24 protein-coding genes and 1 pseudogene are annotated in these 25,624 nt (G+C 60.4%); 13 read left to right on the forward strand and 12 right to left on the reverse strand.

Annotation, left to right across the window (positions count from 1 at the left end; translation table 11 throughout):
* Positions 1-2 precede the first annotated feature (2 nt).
* The 8 genes from P9292_RS16460 (at position 3) to P9292_RS16495 (ending at position 8,464) form a co-directional block, all read left to right on the forward strand.
* Positions 3-767, forward strand: a complete 765-nt coding sequence (locus P9292_RS16460; protein WP_309960058.1) for a C40 family peptidase — start codon at positions 3-5, stop codon at positions 765-767.
* Complete coding sequence (locus P9292_RS16465; RefSeq protein ID WP_309960061.1) at positions 755-3,898, forward strand: phage tail protein; 3,144 nt, start codon at positions 755-757, stop codon at positions 3,896-3,898. The genes P9292_RS16460 and P9292_RS16465 overlap by 13 nt, the downstream gene beginning before the upstream one ends.
* 5 nt (positions 3,899-3,903) lie before the next feature.
* Positions 3,904-4,884 (forward strand): pentapeptide repeat-containing protein, encoded by a 981-nt coding sequence (locus P9292_RS16470; protein WP_309960064.1) that lies wholly within the window; start codon positions 3,904-3,906, stop codon positions 4,882-4,884.
* A 37-nt stretch (positions 4,885-4,921) separates the two neighbouring features.
* Positions 4,922-5,122, forward strand: coding sequence for a hypothetical protein (locus P9292_RS16475; RefSeq protein WP_309958884.1), 201 nt, complete (start codon positions 4,922-4,924; stop codon positions 5,120-5,122).
* A gap of 71 nt (positions 5,123-5,193) precedes the next feature.
* Positions 5,194-5,691, forward strand: coding sequence for a lysozyme (locus tag P9292_RS16480; protein ID WP_309960066.1), 498 nt, complete (start codon positions 5,194-5,196; stop codon positions 5,689-5,691).
* Between the two features lie 117 nt (positions 5,692-5,808).
* Positions 5,809-6,342, forward strand: coding sequence for a hypothetical protein (locus P9292_RS16485; RefSeq protein ID WP_309960069.1), 534 nt, complete (start codon positions 5,809-5,811; stop codon positions 6,340-6,342).
* 155 nt (positions 6,343-6,497) lie between these two features.
* Positions 6,498-7,049 (forward strand): lysis system i-spanin subunit Rz, encoded by a 552-nt coding sequence (locus tag P9292_RS16490; RefSeq protein ID WP_309960070.1) that lies wholly within the window; start codon positions 6,498-6,500, stop codon positions 7,047-7,049.
* A gap of 359 nt (positions 7,050-7,408) precedes the next feature.
* Positions 7,409-8,464, forward strand: coding sequence for a fimbria/pilus outer membrane usher protein (locus P9292_RS16495; protein ID WP_309960073.1), 1,056 nt, complete (start codon positions 7,409-7,411; stop codon positions 8,462-8,464).
* Positions 8,465-8,716: 252 nt separating this feature from the next.
* On the opposite strand, the gene P9292_RS16500 is transcribed toward P9292_RS16495, so the two are convergent.
* Positions 8,717-8,842: a hypothetical protein gene (locus tag P9292_RS16500; RefSeq protein WP_309960076.1), complete on the reverse strand. Its 126-nt coding sequence runs from the start codon at positions 8,840-8,842 to the stop codon at positions 8,717-8,719.
* Between the two features lie 9 nt (positions 8,843-8,851).
* On the reverse strand, positions 8,852-9,316 hold the full coding sequence (locus tag P9292_RS16505) for a hypothetical protein (RefSeq protein WP_309960079.1): 465 nt from the start codon (positions 9,314-9,316) through the stop codon (positions 8,852-8,854).
* A gap of 244 nt (positions 9,317-9,560) precedes the next feature.
* Between P9292_RS16505 and P9292_RS16510 the strand changes: the two genes are divergently transcribed.
* Positions 9,561-9,947, forward strand: coding sequence for a hypothetical protein (locus tag P9292_RS16510; protein ID WP_250467306.1), 387 nt, complete (start codon positions 9,561-9,563; stop codon positions 9,945-9,947).
* A gap of 6 nt (positions 9,948-9,953) precedes the next feature.
* On the opposite strand, the gene P9292_RS16515 is transcribed toward P9292_RS16510, so the two are convergent.
* The 4 genes and pseudogenes from P9292_RS16515 to P9292_RS16530 all read right to left on the reverse strand — a co-directional run bounded on the left by P9292_RS16515 (position 9,954) and on the right by P9292_RS16530 (position 14,515).
* Positions 9,954-10,121 (reverse strand): hypothetical protein, encoded by a 168-nt coding sequence (locus P9292_RS16515; RefSeq protein ID WP_244829441.1) that lies wholly within the window; start codon positions 10,119-10,121, stop codon positions 9,954-9,956.
* Between the two features lie 310 nt (positions 10,122-10,431).
* Positions 10,432-11,466, reverse strand: a complete 1,035-nt coding sequence (locus tag P9292_RS16520) for a S1C family serine protease (protein ID WP_244829442.1) — start codon at positions 11,464-11,466, stop codon at positions 10,432-10,434.
* Between the two features lie 70 nt (positions 11,467-11,536).
* Positions 11,537-12,433 carry a DUF4922 domain-containing protein gene (locus P9292_RS16525; RefSeq protein ID WP_309960084.1) on the reverse strand — a complete coding sequence of 299 codons (897 nt, stop codon included), beginning with the start codon at positions 12,431-12,433 and terminating at the stop codon, positions 11,537-11,539.
* A gap of 785 nt (positions 12,434-13,218) precedes the next feature.
* Positions 13,219-14,515, reverse strand: a pseudogene (locus P9292_RS16530) (L-fuconate dehydratase).
* Positions 14,516-14,791: 276 nt separating this feature from the next.
* On the opposite strand from P9292_RS16530, the gene P9292_RS16535 reads away from it, so the two are divergent.
* Entirely contained in the window at positions 14,792-15,556 is a 765-nt protein-coding gene (locus P9292_RS16535; RefSeq protein WP_309964055.1) for a ParA family protein, read from the forward strand.
* A 1-nt stretch (position 15,557) separates the two neighbouring features.
* Here the strand turns inward: P9292_RS16535 and P9292_RS16540 are convergent, their stop codons facing one another.
* Positions 15,558-16,088, reverse strand: coding sequence for an Lrp/AsnC family transcriptional regulator (locus P9292_RS16540; RefSeq protein WP_244829445.1), 531 nt, complete (start codon positions 16,086-16,088; stop codon positions 15,558-15,560).
* A 150-nt stretch (positions 16,089-16,238) separates the two neighbouring features.
* Between P9292_RS16540 and mdeB the strand changes: the two genes are divergently transcribed.
* Positions 16,239-18,956 carry an alpha-ketoglutarate dehydrogenase gene (gene mdeB, locus P9292_RS16545; RefSeq protein WP_309960087.1) on the forward strand — a complete coding sequence of 906 codons (2,718 nt, stop codon included), beginning with the start codon at positions 16,239-16,241 and terminating at the stop codon, positions 18,954-18,956.
* Here mdeB and P9292_RS16550 read toward each other — a convergent pair.
* The gene (locus P9292_RS16550) at positions 18,948-19,604 is read right to left on the reverse strand and encodes a phosphoribosyltransferase (protein WP_309960089.1); all 657 of its coding nucleotides are present in this window, start codon (positions 19,602-19,604) and stop codon (positions 18,948-18,950) included. The two genes, mdeB and P9292_RS16550, sit on opposite strands and share 9 nt — an antisense overlap.
* 166 nt (positions 19,605-19,770) lie before the next feature.
* Here P9292_RS16550 and nadE point away from each other — a divergent pair, with 166 nt between their 5' ends.
* Both nadE and P9292_RS16560 read left to right on the forward strand, forming a co-directional pair.
* Positions 19,771-20,640, forward strand: coding sequence for an ammonia-dependent NAD(+) synthetase (nadE, locus tag P9292_RS16555; protein WP_244829448.1), 870 nt, complete (start codon positions 19,771-19,773; stop codon positions 20,638-20,640).
* Positions 20,641-20,712: 72 nt separating this feature from the next.
* Entirely contained in the window at positions 20,713-22,935 is a 2,223-nt protein-coding gene (locus tag P9292_RS16560; protein WP_309960094.1) for an ATP-binding protein, read from the forward strand.
* A gap of 18 nt (positions 22,936-22,953) precedes the next feature.
* Here P9292_RS16560 and P9292_RS16565 read toward each other — a convergent pair whose 3' ends face one another.
* The 4 genes from P9292_RS16565 to P9292_RS16580 form a co-directional block, all read right to left on the reverse strand.
* A complete protein-coding gene (locus tag P9292_RS16565) occupies positions 22,954-23,451 on the reverse strand; it encodes a hypothetical protein (RefSeq protein WP_309960097.1) in 498 nt (165 codons plus the stop codon).
* On the reverse strand, positions 23,452-24,702 hold the full coding sequence (locus P9292_RS16570; protein WP_309964057.1) for a sorbosone dehydrogenase family protein: 1,251 nt from the start codon (positions 24,700-24,702) through the stop codon (positions 23,452-23,454). It lies immediately after the preceding gene.
* Positions 24,703-24,817: 115 nt separating this feature from the next.
* Positions 24,818-24,985, reverse strand: a complete 168-nt coding sequence (locus P9292_RS16575) for a hypothetical protein (protein ID WP_244829451.1) — start codon at positions 24,983-24,985, stop codon at positions 24,818-24,820.
* 189 nt (positions 24,986-25,174) lie between these two features.
* A complete protein-coding gene (locus P9292_RS16580) occupies positions 25,175-25,567 on the reverse strand; it encodes a DUF3175 domain-containing protein (protein WP_309960102.1) in 393 nt (130 codons plus the stop codon).
* Positions 25,568-25,624 lie beyond the last annotated feature (57 nt).

Raw genomic sequence — 25,624 nt, forward strand, 5'->3', positions numbered from 1 at the left:
TGATGCTTGCCGATCGGACGCGTGCGGCGATTCAGAAGCACGCGCTCGCGTGTTATCCGAACGAATCGTGCGGGCTAATCGTGAACGGCGCTTACCTGCCGTGCGCCAACGCTTCTCATCACCCATCCGAGCACTTTTCCATTTCAGCGGCCGACTATGCTTGCGCAGAAGATGTGGGGCCCGTGCAGGCCATCGTTCATTCGCATCCTGATGCGAGTGCTCTGCCAAGCCTTGATGACCTGTTTGCATGTGGGACGTCAGGCGTTCCAGTGTGGTTTATTCAAAGCGTGCAGCGCGACCAGTGCGGTGCCGTCCACGCCGGCCGCCTTCATCACATCACGGCGCAAGCAATCGCTCAAGCGACTGCCACCGCGCCGCTCCTCGGTGCGCGCTTCGTACACGGCACACATGATTGTTATGGCGTCGTGCGTTGTTATTACCGCGCAGCACTCGGGCTGGATCTGCCGGACTTCGAACGCTCTGGGAAGTGGTGGATCGATCCCGCCCGCTCGCTGTACCTGGACAACTACGAAGCGGCGGGCTTCGCGAACATAGAGCTCAGTGCAGGCTTGCATACGGGCGACGTCTTACTTATGGCGATTGCGAGCCGATACGGCGCGCCCAACCACGCCGCAGTCTATCTCGGGCACGACGAGATATTGCACCACCTTTGGGGTCAGCTCTCGCGACGTGAGCCGCTGCCCCGTTACCGCAAACACGTGACGCATGTGCTGCGTCATCGGGAGACGCTCAATTGGAAGATGTAGTGCGCCCAATCAGGCTCTATGGGAGTCTGGGGGCCAAGTTCGGTCGCGACCACGCCTATGTCGTGCGTTCTCCTCGCGAAGCAATCGGTGCCCTCAGTGCCATGATTCCGGGCTTCTGGCGCGAGCTCCGCAAGAGCGGGGAACAAGGCGTGCGCTATGCGGTGTTCGTCGGACAGCGCAACGTGACAGAGACGCAGCTCGACTGGCCGTCTGGCGGCGAGCCGATTCGTATCGCACCGGTGCTTGCAGGAAGTAAGGCGGGCGGGATCTTCCAGACGATTGCGGGCGTGGCGCTTGCCGCGGCAGGCGCTGCGTCGATGTGGCTGATTCCAGGCAACAAGTTCGGCATCGATATGATGCTCATGGGAGGATCGTTGGCGCTTGGCGGCATCGCGCAAATGCTCTCGCCGCAAACACCTACACCGCCTACGGCAAACCAGCATGGGATGCCAGGTATACAGAATGTGGTCGCTCAGGGCGGCCCCGTACCGCTGCTCTATGGCCGTATGCGCGTGGGTTCCACCGTGATCAGCGCCAGCATGCAAGCCGTCGAAGCGCATGTGAGCGCCGTGCAAGAGCAGCCCGGGCAAGATTCATTATCGCAAGCGAGCAGCAGTCTTGCGGAGCAAAGCAAGACGCCTATTAAGAGCCGCCTGTGTTGCACGACGGTTGACCTGATTTCCGAGGGGGAAATTTCCGGTTTAGCAGAAGCAGATCAAGTTAAGCTTCGCTCGGTTTATTTGGACGGCGTGCCCGTCGAAAACAATGATGGAAGCCGTAATTTCCAGGTTGAGCAGTTTGAGACCCGTAAGGGGGAGATTCAGCAAGACGCCATTGAATGGGTGACCGCGGCCTCAAGTGAGGTGCAAGTCGGTCACGAGCTGCAGCGTCGTCTGGTTGACGACGGGAGCGGCGGGAAGAAAACGCATTTCACACCTTGTTCGATCGAAGTCTCCGAGCCGGACGTGAGTGAGGTGGATGTTACTGTCCAAGTGAGCAATCTGTGGTGGGATTCGAACAAGGGGCACACCAACGCGACGGTCGAGCTGCAGTTCGAACCATCCTATAGAACACGGTCGAAGGACGAGCTTCCGCCGAAGACCGAGTCCTGGGAAATCACCGGGTTGAAGGACAAGCCTCCGCCGAAGACCGAGTCCTGGAAAATCACCGGCGTCTGTCAGGTTTATTGCAAGACCTTTACCTTTCCCGTGCATTTGGCCGCGGGGGCGCGATTCGTCTTGAAAATCTCCCGGACAGACGTCATTGACCAGGGTGAGAATGCAGGTAAAAAGCATGGCACAGCGCACGTGCTTAGCTACACCAAGCGCCGCGCCGGAAAGTTCAAATACCCGGGCAGCGCGCTGGTGGCGATGCAAATCAGCTCGGAGAAATTTGACCGGGTACCTGTTCGCTCGTACGACGTGAAGGGATTGCTGGTTGAGGTACCGGACAATTACGATCCGGCCGGTCGCGAGTACAAGGGCACGTGGACCGGGAAATTCAAGCGAGCTTGGACCGACAATCCGGCCTGGATTTTTAGGGATCTTCTGCTCAATCGGCGGTACGGCGCCGGGGCCTGGGTGAACGAGTCGTGCGTAGACCGGTATGCGTTGTATGCCATCGCAAAATACTGCGACGAGAAGGTTCCAAGTAGTGGCGGCGACACAGAGCCGCGGTTCACGTGCAACTGCTATGTCACATCACGCACGCACGCCTTCGCTTTGCTGCAACAGCTTGCGAGCATATTTCGGGGGATTGCTTATTGGTGCGCGGGCAGTGTGCTGACGTCGGCGGACATGCCGTGCGACCCGGCATACATCTACAACCCGAGCAATGTAGTGGAAGGGGTGTTCAGGTACGCCGGGAGCGCGCTGAAGTCACGCTACACGGCCGTGATGGTGACGTGGTGTGACCCGGACAATGGGTTTCAGCGCGCCGTCGAGAGCGTTGAAGATGCCGACGGTATTGCGCTGTATGGGTATAACACCGCTGAGATCACCGCCTTTGGCTGCACCAGCCGATCACAGGCGCAACGCGCCGGCCATTGGTTGCTCCATACATCGCGCCTAGAGACCGATACGGTGACATTCGGCGTCGGGCTCGATGGGGCGCTTGCACTTCCCGGACAGGTGATAGAGATTGCCGATCCGTTGCGCTCGCAGCGTTCGGCCGGTGGGCGTGTCAAGGCGGTGAGCGAGACAGGCCATGTGATCCTGGACCGCGAGGTGCAAGCGCTTGGCGGGGACTATCTGACGTTGATGCTGCCGGATGCGCAGATTCAGCGCGTGGAAATTGAGAGTGCGCACGGCGCGGAGGTTACGCCTTGCAGGCCACTTTTGCAGACGCCGGTTTGTGGTGCCGCATGGACGATTCAGCCGGCAGCCGAGGTACGGCAGTTGTATCGCGTGGTCAGCGTTTCTGAATCGCATGACGGAACGTCTTTCACGATCACGGCGACGCGGCATGCGCCAGAAAAGTTCGCGCTCGTCGACAATGCGGCGGCGACTGACAAGACCGATCAAGCTTATGTGCCGATTGCCGCGCCAAGCGCCCTACGCCTTGAAGCACTCGCGGACTACGGTGCCGGAATGTCGGCCAAGATATCGTGGGGCGAGGTGGCCAGCGCCAAGCAGTATCTGATTGAATGGCATGGGCCGGGTCACGAAATAAAGAAAGAGCGGCTTGCAAACACGAAGTGCGAGTGGGTCGTGCACGACTTAAAGCCCGGCAACTACATGGCGCGCGTTCAGGCCGAGGTGTGGGACGGTCGCTTGTCGGAGGTGGCTGAGGTGAGCCGGACGCTCAATGGATTGGTCTCAATCAAGGACCTGCGCCTGGGCCGTGATCGTAGAGCGTTGATGATCGACTGCGAGCTCGAAGGCGCAACGGACACACTGCAATGGCGCGTTGAGATTCGCCTAGGTGAGACGGACAAGTTCACTGACGCCAAGGGCAACCTATACGGCGAAATTGGCTCCGCACGGATGCGGGTAGCCGAGCGCCGTTCAGGATATTGCTGGGTCCGGGCGATCTATGCGATCCCCTCGCCATCTGGCGACTTCAATAGCCCTCATTCAAGCGCCTGGTTTCCGAGTGAAGCCGGGCCTGGCATGCGATACGAAAAGGATTGACGCGGATGCAAGCGAACGAGACCAGGTGGGGACTTCTACCTTGGAACAAAGGTTTCGACTATAAGAATCGCCGAACGGGCAAACTGATCCTCACGCAAACCGACGATCAATTCCGAGATTCGCTGCGTGAGGCTGTTTCCAAAAAGCTTGATCTCAGCCATATCGACCTGGGTAAAACAACAATATTTAGTGGCGCTCCGCTATCAGATTCGCAGTTGCGCGCAGCGCGCCTGGCCGACGCAAATCTGGTGGGGGCGAATCTGGAACGAGCTACGATTGAACAAGCCGATATGCGCAGTGCCGATCTAGAGGACGCAGTGCTCGTTGGCGCGCAATTGAGCGGTGTCATTCTGTGCGGCGCTAATTTGGTCAATGCCAAGATGGCTGGGGCTGTATTGCGCGGTGCGAATTTAACAGGCGCTAACTTGTACGGAGCTGACTTGAAAGGGGCTGATTTGCGCGATTGCAACCTGAGCGGCGCGATGCTTGAGGGCGCGAACCTCGACGGCGCAATTCGCAGCGACACGTCGTGGAAGCGTGGTACTGAGATCAAGAACCGCCATACCGGTGCGGTGATACTGACCACGCAGAGCGACAATCTTGCTGACGATCTCAGTCAAGCTGCGAACAGGAATCTAAGTCACGCAGATCTTGGCGGCGAGCATCGGGGCAGCGCGCCGCTCGTGAATGTGAAGCTCGCGAACGCCTCACTTTGCGATGTCGACTTCACTGGAGCAAAGCTCACATGCGCGGACCTGCGTGGGGCTGATTTGCGGGGTGCGATTCTTGTGCGAGCTGCGCTTGAGGGCGCGAATCTGAGCGGAGCTTGTCTGCGCAGCGCGGACCTGTCCGAAGCTGATTTGCGCGGAGCCGACCTAAGCGGCGCGGACCTAGATGGCGCGCGTCTGGAAAAAGCGAAGCTTCGCGGCGCGGACCTGGCAGGGGCGAATCTGCGCAATGCGTACATACAAGGCGTTGAGCGATAGCGATCAACGTTTCACAAATCTCTTTAGCGGGAAATCAATGAAAGACGAGTGGGGCGCCAGCGCGGCGAAGGCTGTGCCCGTGGCGGGCGGAAACTTTTGGTTGTGGCTGAGCAGTCACGACATCAACTGGTGGGTCGCGGTGGCGACGCTTGCCTATATTGGCGCGAGTTTCGTGTTCGCCTGGAGAAAAGACCGGCGCGATCAACGCGCGCGCGAACGCGAGTCGTCTCACGCCTGATTCGCTTAAATATGAACGAGGCCCCGCTTGCCATCGGCAGCCGGGGCTTTGTTGTTTCTGGAGACCATTGAATGGCCAATCTCGGAAAAGCAGCGCTTGCGGGCATAGTTGGCACCGTAGCTGCAACCACGCTGTATTGCATCGTGCCTCGCTTCGAAGGGGTTGTGCATCGCGGTTACCTCGACCCTGTGGGCGTTGCGACGAAATGCAGCGGCGACACGCATGACGTCGTTGTCGGCCAGTCGTACAGTCCGGACGAGTGCTGGGAGTCGTTGAACCGCCAACTTATGACGCATGCCGATGATGTGCTTCGATGTACGCCAGATCTGAAGGACCATCCAAATCAACTCGCGGCCGCGGTGAGCTTTGCCTACAACATAGGCGGCCGCAACTATTGCGCGAGCACGACCGCCAAGCGATTCAATGAGCATGACTGGAGGGGCGCTTGCCGGGCGATGAACGAATCGGACGATGGGCGTGCTCAATGGGTGAGTTCAGGAGGCAAGGTGCTTCCTGGTCTCGTAAAACGGCGCGCTGAGGAGCGTGCACTGTGTGAAAAGGAGCTGTGAATGAGAAGTGTGAATAGGCTAAGGTCGATAGTGCGCGAGTTGCGGCGAGGCCTTCGAACACTGAAGACGCCCAAGGCTTCCGCCGATCGTACGGGCGAGGCGCGGAGTATTGCTTTCATGATCATGCGCTGGCTCTGTCTTGCGATCATCAGCCTATGTGTTGTCTTAACGGCGTGCCTTCTTGCACCCGTATTGCCGTTATTTGCGCTCGGTAGCGATACTTTGCCGCATTGGTTGCGATGGTTCCAGACGCCCGATAATTCCTTAGACGGCGACGAGAACTTCAAGAAGAATGTCGCGCCCTTTCCTGGACCGCAACGGGGCTGGCGGCAGTATATCAACCGGGTTGTTTGGCTGTGGCGTAATCCTTCTTACGGGTTCGACCTTGAAGTTCTTGGGTTCACCGCGACGGAAGACGCGATTTTGTCCGTATTCGGCACGCTGCCGATGAACGCTGCTCCGCCGCGCACGGGATGGTACTTCGCGTTGGCGGAAAATCTTGACGGTACAGCCGCGTGGCAGTTTTATGCCGTAAAGCGCTGGGGAGCGTGGGCGTCGCGCGTGAACTTTGGCTGGAAGCTGTGGAGCGTTCCTGGCAAATGCCAGTTTGTCGTAACAATACAGCCTTACCTTTCGATATCGACGCACTAGCTGGCGCGTCGCACACGGAAAATGCGTTATGTAGCCGCTGATTGCCGAACTCGATCGGCGGATGCAGCTACCGCTTGAACTCCACTGACGCGAGCTTCTCGGCTGGAACAATGCAGTCGATATCGCGTTGAAACTCCAAAGCGAGGAAAGGACTCGTGTCCTCAACTTTCGGCGGCATAACTCTCCTTCTGGTCTTTGGCGTCGTAATCGGTGCGATGGGGATGCATGCATTCGACGGTCCTCAACTCGTTTTCGAGCAGGCTGCGCATGCACGCGATAACGAAGCGAATGCGCAAAAGCTCAGCGCGCTATCTGATGCTGCGGCCAAGGCCGCAAGCGAGGCGATCGCCTCGCATAACGCAGCGGCCGCGCAAATCGCAGCGCTCGACAAACGATTCTTTAAGGAGGTTGCATCTCATGAAGCTGATAACGCGAAAAGTCGCGCTGCTATTTCTGACGGCTCTCGTCGGTTGCGCATCGCAACCGCCAATGCCTCCGCAAACCATAGCGGTGCCGCAAATCCAAGCCCCGCCGCCGGCGGCATGGGCGATGGAGCCGGTCGCTACGCCGAGCTATCACCAGCGGTTGGAGCAGCTCTTTTTAAAATAGCCGATGACGCCGATGGAGATGCCCGTGCAAAGGCGCAATACCTCCAGCACTACATTGAGGTGTTACAAGCCCGTGGCGTAATTGGACAAGCATCCTGATGGCCGTTCTAAAACGATGACTCGAGCGCTTGTCGGAAGAGGCGCTGCGGACCTTCAAAGACAGGCCTTCATTTAGAGGGTCTGTCGTTGCAAAGAATGCACGCAGCTGAATTCTCTGGACCGAGCAAGGTGCAGCGCGTCACGCCAAGATACTAGACACGGTAACCGGCCTGGCCGCGTACGCCGATGCGCACAATGACAGGCTTACCTAACGAATCGAAATCGATCGTTCTCGCCATAAAATCCGTTCCGCAAGCCCAATAGCACCCTAGATTGGGCAAGGGTTTCGAGGCCATGAGATTGCTCGCGCTGCGGAACGGATTGTCGCGTAAGCGATTGAATTTATTTATTTATCTCCGGTGAGCATCAATCAGCCGTTGAAGGATCACGGTTCGGTGTTTCTGACGACATCGGCGCAAAGCTACTGGAATCGGCCGGGGCGCGACGTGTTCTATCAGGCGGGTTACTCGAACAGTTTCAAGTACGGCACTTACAGCATTACGGCGGGCCGCTCGACCGACGCGGACGGCACGCCTTCGAACCAGATCATGGTCAGCACGACGATCCCGCTCGGTCATTCGCAACACTCGCCACAACTGACGACGAATCTGAGCGCGAGCAACGGTTCGGCTAGCGTGCAGACGAGTCTAAGCGGCAACGCGGGCGCCGAGAATCAGTATTCATACAACGTTTACGGCTCAGGCGGTCAGAGCGCGAGTTCATCGGCGAGCATGAACGCTGGCGCGAGCGGCGCGTATCACGGCGCGCATGGACAGGTCACGGCATCCGCGAGTGCGGGAGCCAATTCTTCGCAGGTGTCGGCGGGCGTGAGCGGTTCGATCGTCGCGCACCCCGGCGGCGTGACGTTTTCGCAGACGGTCGGCGACACGTTCGGAATCGTCGAGGCAAAGGGCGCGGAAGGCGCGAGCGTGTCGAGCGCGAGTGGCGTGAAGGTCGATTCGCATGGCTACGCGGTCGTGCCGTATCTCACGCCATACGACATGAACAGCGTCGATATCGATCCGAAGGGCACGTCGACCGATGTCGAGTTTGCATCGACGTCCGAGAAGTCGGCGCCGCATCTCGGTTCCATCGTCATGTTGAAATACAAGACGGTGACGGGACGCGCAGCGCTGATTCGCGCGCCGCGTCTGAATGGCGAAGCGTTGCCATTCGGCGCGGAAGTCGTGGATGGCGAAGGCCGCGTGGCGGGCGTCGTCGCGCAGGACAGCCGCATTTTCGCGCGCGGTATTGACGAGAAAGGCACGCTCGTAGTGAAGTGGGGCGATCACGTGGGCGAACAATGCAGCGTCGATTATTCGTTGCCTGCGAAGAGCGGCAAGGCGGACGCGGGGTATGCATCGATCGAAGCGCATTGCTTGCCGCGCACGGTGATGGCGGCAAATGCGTTCTGACGTGAACGTGCAAGTTGGAGGAGCTTGCAACGGCGACCGGGCCTCCGAGAATCCGGCGCGCCTGAAAGCCCGAGCCGTTTGAAGTTGCCAACCCGAACCCGTCTTAATTTCAATTCGCACCTTTGCACGCGAGCATTTACCGCCTAGAGTTAAAGTAGATTCTCAACTCTCTGGGAGGTGGGCATGAGAACCGGACCAAGGCAAATGGTGCGCTTGCTGGCGACGCTCCGGCATGCTGCGCACTGCAGGGCGTTACGCGCGGCGGCCGCGCACGAAGCTCAAGGTCGGGAAGAAGCCGATAAAGAGGCCAAGGAAGCCGAAGACAAAGAGCGCAATGCGGTCGCGCCGGATTCCTCGAAACTCCATCGGCGAATACATTGATTTGATTCAGACGCGCGCCGCGTTTCGATAGGGCGAGAAGCGCCAATGGCCCGCCGGGTTTTTCACCGCGACGGCCCCATGTTCGTGCAGTACTTCGCTGACCGAAGCAGGTTTGATTTCTTCCGAGATGCGGATCACAAGTAGCGTGCGCTCGCGCATTTCGGGCAATCGCGGCACATCATCGATCTTTCTCGCCGCAGGCTCGTTCGGCACGAAGCGGTTGTGCGCGCCGACTACACCCTGATGTTCACCGTGCGCGACGTATTCCGCGTCGTCTTCACTGTGGGCAGGAAGCGGGAAGGCACCGATTTCGACGTCGTCGTGGCCTGAACGATATAAGTGCGTATCGTCGCGGCTCAGTCCCGCAAGTTGCAAGGCGCGCAGTGCTTCGTGCCCATCACGATAACAAGCGAACACACCAATTATGACTTGATTCATCGTCGCTTCCTCCAAAGGCATGCGGTTGAGCAAGCCTCAAGCAACTGATTGTTGGACATGCAATGCCGCACTTGATTCGAATTCGATTTGCCGGCATGCACGAGACTCATTCTTCATATGAAGTCAGCAATGGGCATTCCCGCATGACAAATCGAAAGCCTCACGGGCGGGCATACTCGGGACCGTCCGGGTTGCGACCCTAAGCGTCATCGCATAAAGTGTGTGGGCTTGGAGAGCGGTAATCATGCGTCACGCGACGCGCCCTTGACGAGGTTTGATGATGGCGAATGCCCGCGTATGCATGCTTCTGCTGTGCGCGATTGCTGCTGGTCCGGTTTGCGCGGCGTCTTGTTATAGCGATGGCGACGTCGTGACGCTCGAAGGCACGGCCGCACGCCAGGCGCCACGACAAGCCGAAGCCGACGCCAAGCCGGCATGGGTGCTTACGCTCGCGCGCCCCATATGCGTGCTGAGCCAGGCTTCGGGACAAGCCGCGCCACAACAGTCGAATGTATCGACGGTGCAGGTCATCGACGCCATACCGACGGAGAATGCACGCATCCGTCTAACCGGCAAGCTCGTTACCGGCAATGTGAGCGCCTATTACGCGGTGCCGACCGCCATCTGGGTACTGAAAGAACGCGTGATATCCAACGGCGAGTGAAGCGCTTCAAGCGGCTTTCGCGAGGCAGCGCGAATATTCGGCGACGACGAACTGCAACGGCAGGTTGTCGAGCTTGCGTTCTTCGGCAAAGCGCACGATGGCATCGAGTTGCTGGCCGGTGCATCGAAATGCCTGGCGGCGCGGCGCGCAATACGTCTTATTGTTCGTGGTCATGGCAATCCTCTTTCCTGGTTTCTTGAACCTGGACCTTCCCCCGACAGGGGCAGGTCGTCCGACGGTTTAACCGTGGGTGCGCCTGCTCTTTGGTCGCTACGCGTATTTAGCCGCAGCGCCGCCTGGACCACCGCCTGTTGGCGCACATAGTCATCGATGGTCGTTGTGTCTAGCGCAAACGGTGGGCCCGAGCAGTTACGCTGGGTGGGTTTGCGCACAGAGAAAGCGCGCTGAAGGGAAGAGAGAGGGTTGCCTTGCCGTAAGCTGCAACATCGCGAGCGGCGCCGGTTCGCCGCCCGCGGACCTTCGTTTAGCCGTGTTGCTCGACGGGCGTCACATCGAGTTCGAGTTTCTGCGTGTTGCGCAGTACCGATACCTTGACCGCTTTGTCGATACGCGAAGCATCGAGCGTGCGCTGAAGTCCATCGACGCTATCGACGCCGACATCGTCCACCGCGACGATCCGGTCGCCCACCTGCAAACCGCCGAGCGCAGCCGGGCTGCCCTTGACGATCTCCATCACATGCACGCCGCTCGTTACCGTCAGCGCGAAGAAACGTTGCACGCGCCGCGAGATGGGCGTCGTCGTGCCCGCCACGCCGATATAAGCGCGCCGCACGCGGCCATGCGCGAAAATCTGCATGATCGCCCACTTGGCCGTATCGATTGCGGTGGCAAAGGAAATGGCCTGCGCGCCGGAAATGATCGCCGTGTTGACGCCGATCACCTGTCCCGCCGAATTGATGAGTGGTCCGCCCGAATTGCCGGGATTGAGCGCCGCGTCCGTCTGAATGACGTCGTAGATCATGCGGCCTGAAGTGGAGCGCAACGAACGCCCGAGCGCGGACACCACGCCCGTGGTGACGGTCTGCGCAAGCCCAAGCGGATTGCCGACCGCGATGGCGATCTGCCCGACGCGCAGGCTGCCCGAATCGCCGAGTTCGACATGCGGCAGCGGCTCCGGCGAACCGATACGCAGCACCGCGAGATCGCTGCCCGGATCGTCGCCGACGAGATCGGCGTGAAAGCGGCCGCCATCGGCGAGCGTGACGGTGATCCGCGTCGCGCCATGCACGACATGGCTATTGGTCAGCAAATAGCCATCCGGCGTGAAGATGAAGCCCGAACCGGTGCCGCCGGCCACGCGCCGCGCGCCGTTATGGTCGATATCGCGCTCGACCGAGATGAAAACCACCGCCTGTTGCACGCGTTCGAGCGCGCCGATCACGGTGCGCGAATAGGCATCGAGCAGAGCGGTATCGTCGAGCGTCAGGGCGTTCGGCGAAGGTGTGGCGTCCTGCGCACCGCGCGCAAGATCGTCGATGAATTGAGGTCGGCTTCCCATTGCTGGACTCCAGATGAACGTCTGGAAGCGGACATGCGGGGCAAGCCCGCGCTTTTCAAGATGGCGTTGCTCAGGGCGCGCGCGTGGCTCGTGCAAGCAAGGCCATCGGGCCGAGCGATTCGACGATCAGGCGCTGTGCGTCGTCGCGCACGAATAGCGAGCCCGCGAAGCCGAGCGCGTTCACCGCGACGCCTTCGACGTGCGACACGCCGCGCGGCACGACGAGCATCCAGCGCCGCGTGACGAGCAGGTTGTAAGGCGCCGATTGATGCGTGCTGCCGGCGACATCGAGCGCTTTCACGCCGATGGCATCGAGTAGTTCGAGATAGATTTCGTGGATGCGTGCCGGCCCGGTTTGAACACCGAGGTCGAGCCACGCGGCGGCATGCGCAAAACCAAGACCGGGCGCACGAAAGACGCCTTCGCCGCGCGCCGCTTCGATGAGCGCTTCGATTGGCAACGCGTGACCATCGAGCGGCAGCGGCACCATTTGCAGATGCTTATGCGGCTGACTCGATCCCGCGACCGAGCCGCCGTTATAGAAACCCAGGCCATCGAACTGCGCAAGGCATGCAAAGAGCGCGGCGAAGTCGTCGGCGCAAAGCAGCGCTTCCTGAGGTTCGAACGCGCTCGTCACGACGAGCAGATGATGCGCGAGCACGTTGAATTTATTGAGCAAGAGAAAGTGCCGCTCGCCTATATCGCCGACGAAGAGCGCTTCCTCGCACGGCGAAAAGGGATCGCGCCACGGGCTCGCGGCATCGGCGATGGATTTGGCGGCGAGCTTCGACTGTTCTTCCTTCCGGGCGAGATTCGCGACTTGCCGGACGAGAAAGCGCACGCCGCCGTCTTCAATGACGTGCTGCACGGTATCGAAGGAACGCAACGCGCCGCATGACAGTGCTTGAGTAGTGCGCGCCACGACGGTTTGCCAAGAAGGCGCATTCGAAGGAAAGAGAGTTTTCATTGGCACTTGGAACTCGCTTCAATGATTTTCTAATTGCCTGTTAGCAGTTGAATGGAACGCTTGATGCAAATAGGCAGTTAAACATTCTTGAAGGCAATTAAAATAAAAAAACTCGAATTGTTAGGATTATTCGGCGTGTATTTTTGCTGTTTGAATCTATAAAATTTCCTTACCTTGTTCACCGACATTCGAACTGACTTCACAACTCAAGTTGAATGTGAGGGCAAGTAGGGGTTCATCTATTCAGAAGATATCGGATTACTTTGGTGCTCCGTAATTTTCTAGTGGGTGATTAATTTAAATCTTGTGTTTTGAAGAGGTATAAAAATGCAAAAGATCGATCGCGCCATGCTCGTTCAGGCCAACATCGCTGGCGGTACCGCCAAGGGTGGGGCTGATTCGTCGTCGAGCACCTCGGTGACTATCAACATTAGCGCCGGCCAATAAGTACTGAGTCTGGCGAGACCAATGCCGCAAATTGTAGCAACAGCGGGACAATCTGCACATTGATCAAGTCGGCTTCAATCATCTCGTAAGTCAGTTTTATTCATCCTGTATCAAGGAATTATCATGCAAAAGATCGATCGCGCAGCACTCGTGTACTCCAACATCGCCGGCGGCGACGCTAAGGGTTCGACGTCGTCCAGCTCGACCTCGACGGTCAACATCACGATCACGGCATAAGCGTTCACGCTTACTGCTTCTGATTGTGACGCAGCAAGGGCTGCGCTGTGAGCGCGCCCTTGCTGTAATGATTCAACTTCACGGTTACCACCTGCGCGATACTACTCGCGCCACGCCTCACCCTTGCCGAATTCAAATCGTTCAAGCGTAGCCGCGTGCATTTCAATGCTGTACCCCGGCTTTTGAGGCGGCATATATCGGCCGTTTTTGATTACGACAGGATCAAGAAAATGCTCATGCAAATGATCGACATATTCGAGCACCCGGTTAGAAAGCGAAGCCGACACGCAGATGTAATCGAAGATCGAAATATGCTGCACGTATTCGCAGAGGCCGACACCACCTGCATGCGGACAAACCGGCACCCCGGCCTTCGCGGCCATCAGCAGCACCACGAGCACTTCGTTCAGGCCGCCTCAGCCGGCAACTGTCGATCTGGCAGAAGTCGATAGCCTGCGCTTGCAACAACTGCTTGAAGATCACGCGGTTCTGACAATGTTCGCCGGTTGCAACGCCAATCGGCGCGACACGGCGACGAATGGCGGCGTGACCGAGCACGTCGTCGGGGCTGGTCGGTTCTTCGATCCACCACGGGTCGAACTCCGCGAGCCGGCGCATGTTCGCAATGGCTTCATCCACTTCCCAGACCTGATTGGCATCCATCATCAGTTTGCGGTGCGGACCAATCTCCTCACGGAGAATGCGCGCGCGTCGAATGTCTTCGTCAATACTGCCACCCACTTTCTGCTTGAAGTGAGTCCAACCTTCGGCAACGCCTTCGCGTGCCAAACGGCGAATCTTGTCGTCGTCGTAACCGAGCCATCCTGCGGACGTGGTGTACGCCGGAAATCCCTGCGCGAGCATTTCCTGTTCGCGTTGGCCTCGCGTTTCTTGATTGCGCTTGAGCAAGGCGAGCGCTTCGGAAGGCGTGATCGCGTCGGTGACATAGCGGAAGTCGAGGCATCGCACGAGTTCTTCCGGGCTCATGTCCGCGAGCAGCTTCCACACCGGCTTCTTTTCCGACTTGGCCCACAAGTCCCAGACGGCATTGACCACCGCCGCGGTCGCGAGATGAATAGCGCCCTTGTCCGGACCGATCCAGCGAAGTTGGCTATCGCCCGTGAAGGTTCGCCAGAAGCCGCCCATGTCTGCGGCGATGTCTTCAAGCCGCTTGCCGACGACGAGCGGCGCCAGCGCATGCACCGCCGCGACGACGATTTCCGTGCCGCGTCCGATGGTGAAGGTGAGGCCATGACCGGCTAAGTCCGGCGTATCGGTTTCGAGGATCACATAGGCGGCCGAATAGTCGGGCGCGGCGTTCATCGCGTCGGAGCCGTCGAGCGAGCGCGAGGTGGGAAAGCGAATGTCTCGTACCGTGAGATTCTTGATCGTGGTCATGCGTGTCTCCTCAAAAGTTGTTGTGACGGCCAACGGAGCGTTCGCGCGGGAAGCTAGGCGTATGCCGAAGCCACCCGGTCCGCTAGCATGTTAGAGGCAAATCGCGCGCGACGTCGGAAGGCCGCGTTACCGCAAAGGACGAATCGGTCTCGGGCGGCGCGTGCGCGAGTTCAAAAATCCCGATGCGCTAAGATCAACGCCTAGGCTTCATCCGCAAACTCCGCCGCCCGGCGAAAGCAAACGACCGTTCACAATCCCGAGGAAAAATCCCTGATGCTGCGCCGTGTCGTCTTCAATCAGAAAGGTGGCGTAGGCAAGTCCACCATCGTCTGCAATCTGGCAGCCATCAGCGCATCGCGCGGTCTGCGCACGCTCGTGATCGACCTCGATCCGCAAGGCAACGCGAGCCAATACTTGCTTGGCGCCGACGCCAAGGATGCCAGCCCGAATCTGGCGACGTTCTTCGAATCCGCGCTCAGTTACAGTTTTCGCGAGCCGACCTTCGACTCGTTCGTCCACTCGACGCCGTTCGAAAATCTCGACATCGTGCCGTCGCATCCGAACCTGGACGCGCTTCAGAGCAAGCTCGAGTCGCGCTACAAGATCTATAAGTTGCGCGATGCGCTCAAAGGGCTCGAAAACTACGACGCCGTTTATATCGACACGCCACCCGCGCTGAACTTCTTCACGCGCTCGGCGCTGATCGCCGTGGACCGCTGCCTCATTCCCTTCGATTGCGACGACTTCTCGCGCCGCGCGCTGTATTCCGTGCTCGAAAACGTGCAGGAGATCAAGCACGACCACAATCCGGAACTGATGGTGGAAGGCATCGTGATCAATCAGTTTCAGCCGCGCGCCAGCCTGCCGCAACGACTCGTGGACGAATTGCGCGGCGAAAATCTGCCGGTGCTGGATTCGCACTTGTCGCTCTCGGTGAAGATTCGCGAGAGCCACCAGCACGCGCGGCCCATGATCTATTTCGAACCGCGTCACAAGCTCGCGCAGGAGTATCTGGCGTTGCATACGGAGTTAAGCGGCTAGCTCATGTCCATTCGGCTTCGTCGTCGCCGGATTGAGGCAGCGTCAGTCCCGATGCCGGCAACGGCAACGCCGTCTTGTAGCGCACCTGCTTGAGCGCGAAGCTCGAACGGATGTTGGCCACGCCCGGCATCTTCGTCAGGCGTTCGAGAATGAAGCGTTCCAGCGCGGCCACGTCGGGCAAGACGACGCGCAAGAGATAGTCGGCGTCGCCCGTCATCAGATAGCACTCCATCACCTCCGGCCGCTCGCTGATCGCTTGCTCGAAGCGCGCGAGCGCGTCCTTTATCTGCTTTTCCAGACTCACCTGAATGAACACGTTGATGCTGAGGCCGAGCGCTTCCGGGCTCAACAACGTGACGTGCTGGCGAAACAGCCCGGCCTTTTCCAGCGCGCGGACGCGGTTGAAGCACGGCGTGGCCGAAAGATTCACCGCGCGCGCCAATTCCGCGTTCGTGATGCGCGCGTTTTGCTGCAACTGATTCAATATGCCGATATCGATACGATCCAGCCGCTGCCGTGTCTGCGAACTCATGGTCGAAATATTCCGTTATTGAGCACTTTCGAAGAATATCTACACTACAGGAAAGCGCGAAGCCAGCCAAATGAGACGCACATTTTGCGAAGCACTGGATATGCTGTGTAAAACCTCTCTTTGCGCACGCAACGACCCTGGAGTCGCGCCATGACCGATTTATCGAGCGGAACCAACCAGCTTCTTTCTCTTGCCAAGGGCCGTGAAGACACGGACCCCGACGAAACCGCCGAATGGCTGGACGCGCTCGATGCCGTCGTCAAGCACGTGGGAAAGGAGCGGGCGCAGTATCTCTTCGACCGGCTCGCCGAACATGCGCGGTCGGTCGGCGTGGAGTCGGCGCGGGCGCGGGCCACGCCGTATCGCAATACCATTGCGCTCGCGCAGCAGCCGCAGTATCCCGGCAACCTGGATGTCGAGGAACGCCTTGCCGCCGTGCTGCGCTGGAACGCGCTCGCCATGGTGGTTCGCGCCAACCGCGCTTATGGCGAACTTGGCGGGCATATCGCGAGTTATGCGTCGGCGGCGGATCTGTTCGAAGTCGGCTTCAATCATTTTTTCCGCGCGGCGGATGCGCAAAACGGCGGCGATCTCGTTTATTTTCAGCCGCATTCGTCGCCGGGCGTTTATGCGCGCGCCTATCTCGAAGGCTTTCTCAGCGAAGACCATTTGCGCCATTACCGGCAAGAGATTGCGGGGCCGGGCTTGTGCTCGTATCCGCATCCGTGGCTGATGCCCGACTTCTGGCAATTTCCCACGGGCTCCATGGGCATCGGTCCGATCAACTCGATCTACCAAGCCCGTTTCATGCGCTACCTGCAGAACCGGAATCTGCTGCAAACGGAAGGCCGCAAGGTCTGGGGCTTTTTCGGCGATGGCGAAATGGACGAGCCCGAGTCGATCGGCGCGCTGTCGCTCGCGGCGCGCGAGCAGCTCGACAACCTCGTCTTCGTCATCAATTGCAATCTGCAGCGGCTCGATGGACCGGTCCGCAGTAACGGCCGTATCGTCGATGAACTCGAAGCGCAGTTCACGGGCGCGGGCTGGAACGTCATCAAGGTGCTGTGGGGATCGGACTGGGACGCGCTCTTCGAACGCGACCGCACCGGCGCCTTGCTGCGCGCCTTCGCCCATACCGTCGACGGCCAGTTCCAGACTTTCTCCGCCAACGACGGCCGTTACAACCGCGAACGCTTCTTCGGGCAGAACCCGGAACTCGCGTCACTCGTCGCGCATATGTCGGACGAGGACATCGACCGCTTGCGGCGCGGCGGTCACGATGTCCGCAAACTCCACGCGGCCTACGCCAAAGCGCTCGCGCACAAAGGTCAGCCGACCGTGATTCTCGCCAAGACGATGAAGGGCTTTGGCATGGGAACGGTCGGTCAGGGCCGCATGACGACGCATCAGCAGAAGAAGCTCGATCTCGAGGAGTTGAAGGCGTTTCGCGACCGCTTTCGGCTGCCTTTGTCCGATGCCGACGTCGAGCACGTCAAGTTCTACAAGCCCGCCGACGATGCGCCGGAAATGCGCTATCTCCACGAACGCCGTAAAGCGCTCGGCGGTTACTTGCCGCGCCGGCGCGCACGCGCGTCGCAGGCGCTCACGCCGCCCGCATTGAACACCTGGGCGCAGTTCGCGGTCGATGCCAAGGGCAAGGAAATGTCCACGACAATGGCCTTCGTGCGCATGCTCGGAAGCCTCATGAAAGACGCCGCGATCGGCCCGCGCGTGGTTCCGGTGGTCGCCGACGAAGCGCGTACGTTCGGCATGGCGAACCTTTTCAGGCAGGTTGGCATCTATTCGCCGCTCGGGCAGTTGTACGAGCCGGAAGACATGGGCTCGATGCTTTATTACCGCGAAGACACGCGCGGGCAGATTCTCGAGGAAGGTATTTCGGAGGCGGGCGCGATCTCGTCATGGATCGCGGCGGCGACGTCCTACAGCGTGCACGACCTGCCGATGCTGCCGTTCTACATCTACTACTCGATGTTCGGTTTTCAGCGCATTGGCGACATCATCTTCGCCGCGGCGGATCAGCGTTCGCGCGGCTTTCTCATCGGCGCGACGGCGGGGCGCACGACGCTCGGCGGCGAAGGCTTGCAGCATCAGGACGGTACGAGCCATCTGAGCGCATCGACCATTCCGAACTGCCGCGCCTACGATCCCGCGTTCGCCTACGAAGTCGCCGCGATCGTCGATGAAGGCATGCAGGAAATGATGGTCCGGCAAAACGACGTCTTCTATTACGTCACCGTGACGAACGAAAACTACGCGCAACCGTCCGCGCCCAACGGCGCGCTCGACGACGCGACGCGCGACGGCATCCTGCGCGGCATGTATTGCATCGGCGGTAAAGAAAGCGCGGCGCAGGTCCAGTTGCTGGGCTCAGGCGCGATCCTCAACGAAGCCATCGCCGCGCGCACCATGCTCAAGGACGACTGGAACATAGAAGCCGCCGTGTGGAGCGTGACGAGCTATACCGAGTTGCACCGCGATGGCGCGTCGGCCGAACGCATCGCGCGCCTTTCCGATGTCGAGGACAACGCGCTCGAGCCCTACGTCACGCGCGCGCTCGCGGCATCCAATGGACCCGTGATCGCGGCCACCGATTACGTGCGCGCCGTGCCGGAACTCATCCGTGCTTACGTGCCGCGCCGTTACGTGACGCTCGGCACGGACGGCTTTGGCCGCAGCGATACGCGCCAGGCGTTGCGCGCGTTCTTCGAAGTGGACCGTGTGGCTATCGTGGTCGCGGCGCTCAAGGCGCTTGCCGATGACGGAACCGTCGACCGCTCCGTGCTTGCACAGGCGCGTGCGAAGTACGAACTCAGTGCGGAAGTGAGCGATGCGCCCTGGTTACGTTGAGCGCGCGGCGGCGAGCAGGGCGCGCACTTCGTCGTCGCTGGTTTGATCGAAATCGGCGTAGAACTGGCCGACGCCTAAAAAGTGCGGCGGACGCAGCACACACACGAAGTCGTCGACGGCCTCCTCGAAACGCGCTTCCGATCTCAGTGGCGCGACGGGCAACGCCGCCACGATGCGCGCGGGCCGTGCGGCGCCCGCATGACGTAACGACAGCGCCGCCGCTTTCATGGTCGCGCCGGTGGCAAGGCCGTCATCCACGATGATCGCCACGCGTCCATTCATATCGAGCGGCGGCCGTTCGCCGCGATAAAGCGTCTCGCGCCGCTCGAGTTCGGCGCGCTCCTGGGCGATCACGCCGTCGAGCGCGTCTTCGGTGACGCCGGCGGCGGCGACTATGCGTTCGTCGAGATAGAAGGCATTGCCGGACGCGATGGCGCCCATCGCGAGTTCGGGCTGCACGGGCACGCCGAGCTTGCGCACGACCAGCACGTCGAGTGCGGCGCGCAAGGCATCCGCGACTTCGAAGGCGACCGGCACGCCGCCGCGAGGCAGCGCGAGCACGGTGACATCGTCGCGGTCGGCATAGTCGCGAAGATACGCGGCCAGTACACGGCCTGCGTCGCGACGGCTTTTGAAGACGGAATCCATGGCAATGGTGCCGCGGGCTGCTTACTTGTAGTTCAAGCATAGTCGTTAAAACCGCTTGCGTAGCCCGTCAAACGCGTGCCGATGTGATAAAACCCAAGGCGGAGCCGGGCGCATGAGCGCGTGTTCCAAAGGGACAGCAGGACAGCAAACTTTCCGGGCCGCGAATATGACCAACGATTCCGATTACGCCGCGCGACAGCAATCGATCATCGAGGAACTCAAGGTTTCGCCGTCGTTCGATGAAGCCGCCGAAACCGAATTCCGCATCGCGTTTCTCGCCGACTATCTGGAAGCGCAGAAGCTCAAGACCTATGTGCTCGGCATCAGCGGCGGCGTGGATTCGTCGACGGCGGGGCGTCTTGCGCAACTCGCGGTCGAACGATTGCGCGCGCGCGGCGCCGATGCGCGTTTCATCGCCATGCGCCTTCCTTACGGTGAGCAGCGCGACGAAGCCGACGCGCAGCGCGCACTTGCGTTCATCCGGCCCGACGAGACGCTCGTGGTCAACGTAAAGCCCGCAGCCGACGCCATGCTCGCTTCGCTCAACCTCTCGGGCGCGCGCTACATGGACGAGAAGCACGAGGACTTCGTGCTCGGCAACATCAAGGCGCGCCAGCGGATGATCGCGCAATACGCGGTGGCGAGCGCGCGCGTGGGCGTGGTGATCGGCACGGATCACGCGGCGGAGTCCGTGATGGGCTTCTTTACCAAATACGGCGATGGCGGCGCGGATGTCCTGCCGCTTTACGGCCTCGATAAACGCCGCGTGCGCGCGCTTGCCAGATCGCTTGGCGCAAGCGATGAAATCGCCATGAAGGTGCCGACCGCCGATCTCGAAACGCTCACGCCGCAAAAGCCCGACGAAGACAGCTACGGCATCTCTTACGAAGACATCGACGACTTCCTCGAAGGCAAGCGGGTATCCGACGAAGTCTACAAGACCATCTATCGCTTTCACGACGCGACGCATCACAAACGCGTACTGCCAATAACACCTCAGGACGACTGGCGCAAGGGCGCGCTTCGCCACGCCTGAACCGCGTTCGCTTGGACGGCGGGCGCGCACCGGTTACGATATACCCGTCGATTTCATCGCAGGGCGAAACGCTTGAACTCAACACAGACCGCGACATTCGATCTGCCGCTACCCACGCGTAACTTCGCCCTGACGCGCCGGGTGCTGATGCTCGTGCTGGCCGGCTCGGTCGTCATTCCGTTAGTCTGCCTCAGTATTTATGGCTACTACGACTACGAGCGCCGCTTTTCGGACGCCGAAGAACTTACCGAGCGCCTCTCGCGCGTTGCGAACGAACATGCCATTAAGGTGGTCGATCTCAACCAGCAACTGGAAACGCGCATCGTCGATTTACTGGGCGACAGCGACGACGCCAATATTCAGGGCCGCCAGGAAGCGCTGCATCGCACGCTCGACAGCATGAGCGGGACGCTCGCCCAAGTGGCGGCCATTTCCGTGTTCGGCGCGAATGGCGTTCTGCTGGTCAGCAGCCGCTTCTATCCCGCGCCCGCCGTATCGATTGCAGATCGTGACGACTTTCTGTCCGCCCGCGAAGTCGCGCCCGTCGCGTACTTCTCGCTGCCGCTGCGCGGCAAGGTCGCGAAGTCCGATGTCTTCACCACGACCATGGGCCGCATCAGTCGCGACGGACGCTTTCTCGGCGTCGTGTCGATCGCCCTGAAACGCGCTTATTTCGTCGACTTCTATCGCGAACTCGCCGCGAGCGACAGCGCGCTCGTCATCGGCTTGTACCGGCGCGATGGCGGCATTCTCGCGCGTTATCCCTTGAGCGACGTCGACGCGCAGCCCGCCAACAACACGCCCTTCACCAACGCCTTTCGCAATAACGAAGTCTATGGACAAGCGCGCATGAGTTCGACGGTCGATAACGTCGAGCGGCTCATTGCCTATCGGCGCGTCGGCGACTTTCCGCTCTACGTGGCGACGGGTTATGCGGCTTCCGCCTTGCAAATGCGCTGGCGTCAGCACCTCGGGCTCGTGGCCGCCATCGCGGCGCTGCCTTGCATCGTCGTGTGGCTCTTGATTGCGTTCTCCATTCGCCGTCTGAACGCCGAACAGGTGGCGTGGGAGCAATGGCAGTCGGAAGTCGCTTCGCGGCTGTCGATAGAGGCGTCGAGCAGGCAATTGCAGCGCATGGGCGCGCTTGGCAATCTCGTCGCCAACGTCGCGCACGACTTCAATAACTTGCTGATGGTCGTCGGCTCGAACATGGAACTCGCGCGGCGCAAGCACTTCAACGGCGTGGAAAGCGAAGTCATTGCGGTGGAGCGTGCGACGGCGGGCGCGGAATCGCTTGCGCGCCGCCTGATGAGCGTGGCGCGTAAGCATCCGCAAAAGCAGGAACTGCTCGATCCATCCAACTGGCTCAAGACCACGCTCGATCTCGTCAAGAGCGCGGTGCCGCCGTCCGTTTCGGTGAAGGTGGAATTGTCGCCGGACTTGTGGCGGGTAAGGGCCGATCCGGTCGAACTGGAGCTGGCGCTGGTCAACATCGCCGTCAATGCAAGCGAGGCCATGTTGCATAGCGGGCGTCTCGTCATCCGTTGCCAGAACGCGCGCGTGCGCAACGGCGAAAGCGACTTGCCCGAAGGCGAATACGTGCTCATTTCCGTGACCGATAACGGCGAAGGAATGAACGAAGAGGTATTGCGTCGCGCCTTCGAGCCGCTGTTCACGACGAAAGAGCGCGGCGCGGGCACGGGCCTCGGCTTGACACAGGTGCTCGCGGCTTGCGAGCAGGCGGGGGGCACCGCGCGTATCACGAGCGTGCCGGGCTCGGGCACGACCGTGCGGCTTTATCTACCGCGTCATCATGCAGCGGCATCGGTGTCGGTGCCCGTTCCGGTTCACAATCCGCCTGTGAGCGTGGCGCCCGTGCCGAAGGCCGAAGCGCCGCGCCCGGCGCCATCGTTCAACGACGAAGAGCATCCGCTGCGTGGCTTGACCGTGCTGGTTGTCGAAGACAACGTCGATGTCGCTGCCGGCGTGATGGCCGTGCTCGAAGTGCTGGGCTGTGTCGTTCATCACGAAGAGAGCGCGGATGCCGCTTTTGCGCTGCTCGGCGAAGGCTACAGCTTCGACCTGATTCTCTCCGATGTGCAAATGCCCGGTCGCATGAACGGCGTCGATCTGGCCGAGCAGATCACGCAGCGACTGCCCGCGCAGAAGCTCATTCTCATGACAGGCTATGCGGACGAACTGGACCGTGCGAGGCATCTCAATGTGCCGATTCTCGCGAAACCTTTCGACATGGACGATCTCGTCGATGTGGTCGCACCGGGCGTGCCGCACTGAAGATGCCGGGCTGGTATCTTAGCCCTTGTCGTGAGTGGAGAACCCGCGCGCGCCGACGAGCGGATTGAAGCCTGCGGACTTGCGTTGGCTTGGTTCATCGCTTGCCTTCGATGAACGCGATGCCGTCCCGCTCGAGCTTTTGCTTTTGCCACCGAGCTGATCGAGCAGCGCTTCGTCGTCTTCGGGCGCTTCGTCGGATGACGCCGCGGCCTTGGCGCTCGCGCCAGCGCCCGCCGCGAGATGCTCCACCACCGACATGAAGTCTTTTTGCGCCGATCGCAGCGGGCGGCCCGGCATCATGGTGAGCACCACGACCTCGTGCACCGAGCGATCGTCGACGGTACGCAGGGAAGCGGCTTCGCTCCAGTCGATCGCGCTGTTCGCGTAAGCCGCGATCACCTGATGCAACACGGCAGGCGAAAGCACGCCGGCGTCGTAAAGGCCGACGATCTGCCGTTCGGCGAGCGCGAACAAGCTCGATGTGACGGCCTTCGCCTTGGGCTTGCGCGCGGCCATTTACTTCGCAGCCGGCGCAACGCGCCATACGCTATTGCCGACATCATCCGCGACGAGCAACGCGCCGCTGTGGTCCACCGCGACGCCGACGGGACGGCCGAGCGCGTGGCCATCGGTGGAGAGAAAGCCTGTCAGTATGTCTTCGGGCGGACCGGACGGCTTGCCGTCATCGAACGGAACGAACACGACCTTATAGCCGCTCCTCGGCTTGCGATTCCACGAGCCATGCTGACCGATGAACGCGCCGCTCCAGTAATGCTGCGGGAACGCTTTCGCATCGTAAAACGTGAGTCCGAGCGATGCCGTATGCGCACCGAGTGCATAGTCCGGCGGGATTGCCGACAGCACGAGCTCATCGCGCTGCGGCTTCACGCGGTCATCCACATGCTGGCCGTAATAGCTGTACGGCCAGCCGTAGAAGGCGCCGTCTTTGACCGAGGTCATATAGTCGGGCACGAGGTCGTCGCCGAGTTCGTCGCGCTCGTTGACCACGGTCCATAGCGCGCCGCTTTGCGGTTGCCACGACATGCCGTTCGGGTTGCGCAAGCCCGTGGCCAAGAGGCGGGTCTGCTTCGATTCGATATCGACTTCCATGATCGCCGCGCGGCCGCTTTCGGCATCGATACCGTTTTCCGCGGCGTTGCTGTTCGAGCCGACCGTCACGTAAAGCCGCTTGCCGTCCTGACTCGCGATGATGTTCTTGGTCCAGTGATGGTTGATTGGGCCAGCAGGCAAGTCGATGAACTTCTCTCCCGGTGTCGTGATCTGCGTGGCGCCCGTTTCGTACTTGTAGCGCATGACGGCGTCCGTGTCGGCGACGTAGAGATCGTCACCGACTAGCACCATGCCGAACGGAGAATGCAGCTTGTCGATGAACACCGTGCGCGTTTCCGCTATGCCGTCCCCGTCCGAGTCACGCAAGAGGACGATGCGATCAGGACTCGGCACCGCCGCGCCCGCGCGCTTCATCACCTTCTTCATCACGAGGCCTTTGATGCCCGCGTTTGTATCGTGCTGCGCGGGCGCATTGCTTTCCGCGACGAGCACATCGCCGTTGGGAAGCGTGGCGAGCCAGCGCGGATGATCTAGACCGGTTGCATAAGGCGTAACGTTGAACCCTGCGGCCGCAATGGGCATTTGTCCTTGCTGCCAGGGCTTGGCAGGCGCGATGTTCACGGTTGGCAACATCGACTTATGCGGCGCGGGCAGGGACGGGTCCGGGCCGAAGCCAGGCGCGTAGTCGTCGGCCATTGCAGCAGTATTCGTGGCCGCAAGCGCCACGAGCAGCGCAGCGGTACGCGTGAGAGGGTGCAGGTTCAAGCTGGTCTCCAGGAGATTGGCAGGGACTGCAACGCTGAGAGTCGTCTCAGCCGCCGCCAATACCTTGCGTCACCTTGCCCGTGCCGCCGCATGTGTCGCACTTCTCGCCGTCGAGCTTGCCTGATCCGTTGCAAGCCGGACACAGGTCTTCGCCGGTTCCGGGTACGCCGGGCTCGGCTTCGTCGCCGGGGCTGAGCGGTGGGTCTTCAATCATGGTGTCTCCTGTCTGCTGCGGTAGGTAATCCACGAGCGAGCAAGAGTCGTTCCCTCGATAGGACGGTCTCCCGCTCAGGTGCGCCCTGATGCTCAGACGAATACGCAGCACCAGCCGTTGATATAACGGCGGACAAAGTCAGCCTTGATCGATCGTGTTGCAGTGGCTCGCATTGCGCTAGCCCGTGTTTCAAGGCTTGCGTCCGAATGCTTCGCGCAACCGCTTCTTGGCGCGCTCCAGCGTGCTGCGGCGTGACTTCGGCAAATTGCGCCCGGCGCGGTTGATATAAAAATTTAGCATCGCCATGGCCGATTGAAACGGCGAGCCCTTGCGACGCTTGCTTCTGGTCGACGAGCGCTTCAACGAATCCGCGATCTCGTCCGCGTTACCGGTCTTGAAGATACTTCCCTCGATATCCATTGCGTCGCTGGTCTCCATCACATGATGCGACCAGCGTTTGGGCGAGGGTTTCACTGTCGACTTTTTACGGGTGGTAGCGAGGCCGTGTCGCTGACGCGTGCTGTTCGATTTGCCGCGAGGCTTCGCCTTGCTCGTTCTCGTCGTGGTCTTTCGAGTTGCCATAGCCTATTCCTCTTAAGCCAAATAATTTCTGCGTTGTGTCGAGCAATGGGGCGGCGC

The organism is Caballeronia sp. LZ001, assembly GCF_031450875.1.
Taxonomy (GTDB): Bacteria; Pseudomonadota; Gammaproteobacteria; order Burkholderiales; family Burkholderiaceae; genus Caballeronia.

Excerpts from the sequence above, each read along its gene's own strand:
- P9292_RS16460 (WP_309960058.1), top strand. The coding sequence starts at position 3 with ATGCTTGCCGATCGGACGCGTGCGGCGATTCAGAAGCACGCGCTCGCG.
- P9292_RS16470 (WP_309960064.1), top strand. The coding sequence starts at position 3,904 with ATGCAAGCGAACGAGACCAGGTGGGGACTTCTACCTTGGAACAAAGGT.
- P9292_RS16475 (WP_309958884.1), top strand. The coding sequence starts at position 4,922 with ATGAAAGACGAGTGGGGCGCCAGCGCGGCGAAGGCTGTGCCCGTGGCG.
- P9292_RS16480 (WP_309960066.1), top strand. The coding sequence starts at position 5,194 with ATGGCCAATCTCGGAAAAGCAGCGCTTGCGGGCATAGTTGGCACCGTA.
- P9292_RS16485 (WP_309960069.1), top strand. The coding sequence starts at position 5,809 with ATGATCATGCGCTGGCTCTGTCTTGCGATCATCAGCCTATGTGTTGTC.
- P9292_RS16500 (WP_309960076.1), bottom strand. The coding sequence starts at position 8,842 with ATGTATTCGCCGATGGAGTTTCGAGGAATCCGGCGCGACCGCATTGCG.
- P9292_RS16510 (WP_250467306.1), top strand. The coding sequence starts at position 9,561 with ATGATGGCGAATGCCCGCGTATGCATGCTTCTGCTGTGCGCGATTGCT.
- P9292_RS16515 (WP_244829441.1), bottom strand. The coding sequence starts at position 10,121 with ATGACCACGAACAATAAGACGTATTGCGCGCCGCGCCGCCAGGCATTT.
- P9292_RS16520 (WP_244829442.1), bottom strand. The coding sequence starts at position 11,466 with ATGGGAAGCCGACCTCAATTCATCGACGATCTTGCGCGCGGTGCGCAG.
- P9292_RS16525 (WP_309960084.1), bottom strand. The coding sequence starts at position 12,433 with ATGAAAACTCTCTTTCCTTCGAATGCGCCTTCTTGGCAAACCGTCGTG.
- P9292_RS16540 (WP_244829445.1), bottom strand. The coding sequence starts at position 16,088 with ATGAGTTCGCAGACACGGCAGCGGCTGGATCGTATCGATATCGGCATA.
- mdeB (WP_309960087.1), top strand. The coding sequence starts at position 16,239 with ATGACCGATTTATCGAGCGGAACCAACCAGCTTCTTTCTCTTGCCAAG.
- P9292_RS16550 (WP_309960089.1), bottom strand. The coding sequence starts at position 19,604 with ATGGATTCCGTCTTCAAAAGCCGTCGCGACGCAGGCCGTGTACTGGCC.
- nadE (WP_244829448.1), top strand. The coding sequence starts at position 19,771 with ATGACCAACGATTCCGATTACGCCGCGCGACAGCAATCGATCATCGAG.
- P9292_RS16565 (WP_309960097.1), bottom strand. The coding sequence starts at position 23,451 with ATGGCCGCGCGCAAGCCCAAGGCGAAGGCCGTCACATCGAGCTTGTTC.
- P9292_RS16570 (WP_309964057.1), bottom strand. The coding sequence starts at position 24,702 with ATGGCCGACGACTACGCGCCTGGCTTCGGCCCGGACCCGTCCCTGCCC.
- P9292_RS16575 (WP_244829451.1), bottom strand. The coding sequence starts at position 24,985 with ATGATTGAAGACCCACCGCTCAGCCCCGGCGACGAAGCCGAGCCCGGC.
- P9292_RS16580 (WP_309960102.1), bottom strand. The coding sequence starts at position 25,567 with ATGGCAACTCGAAAGACCACGACGAGAACGAGCAAGGCGAAGCCTCGC.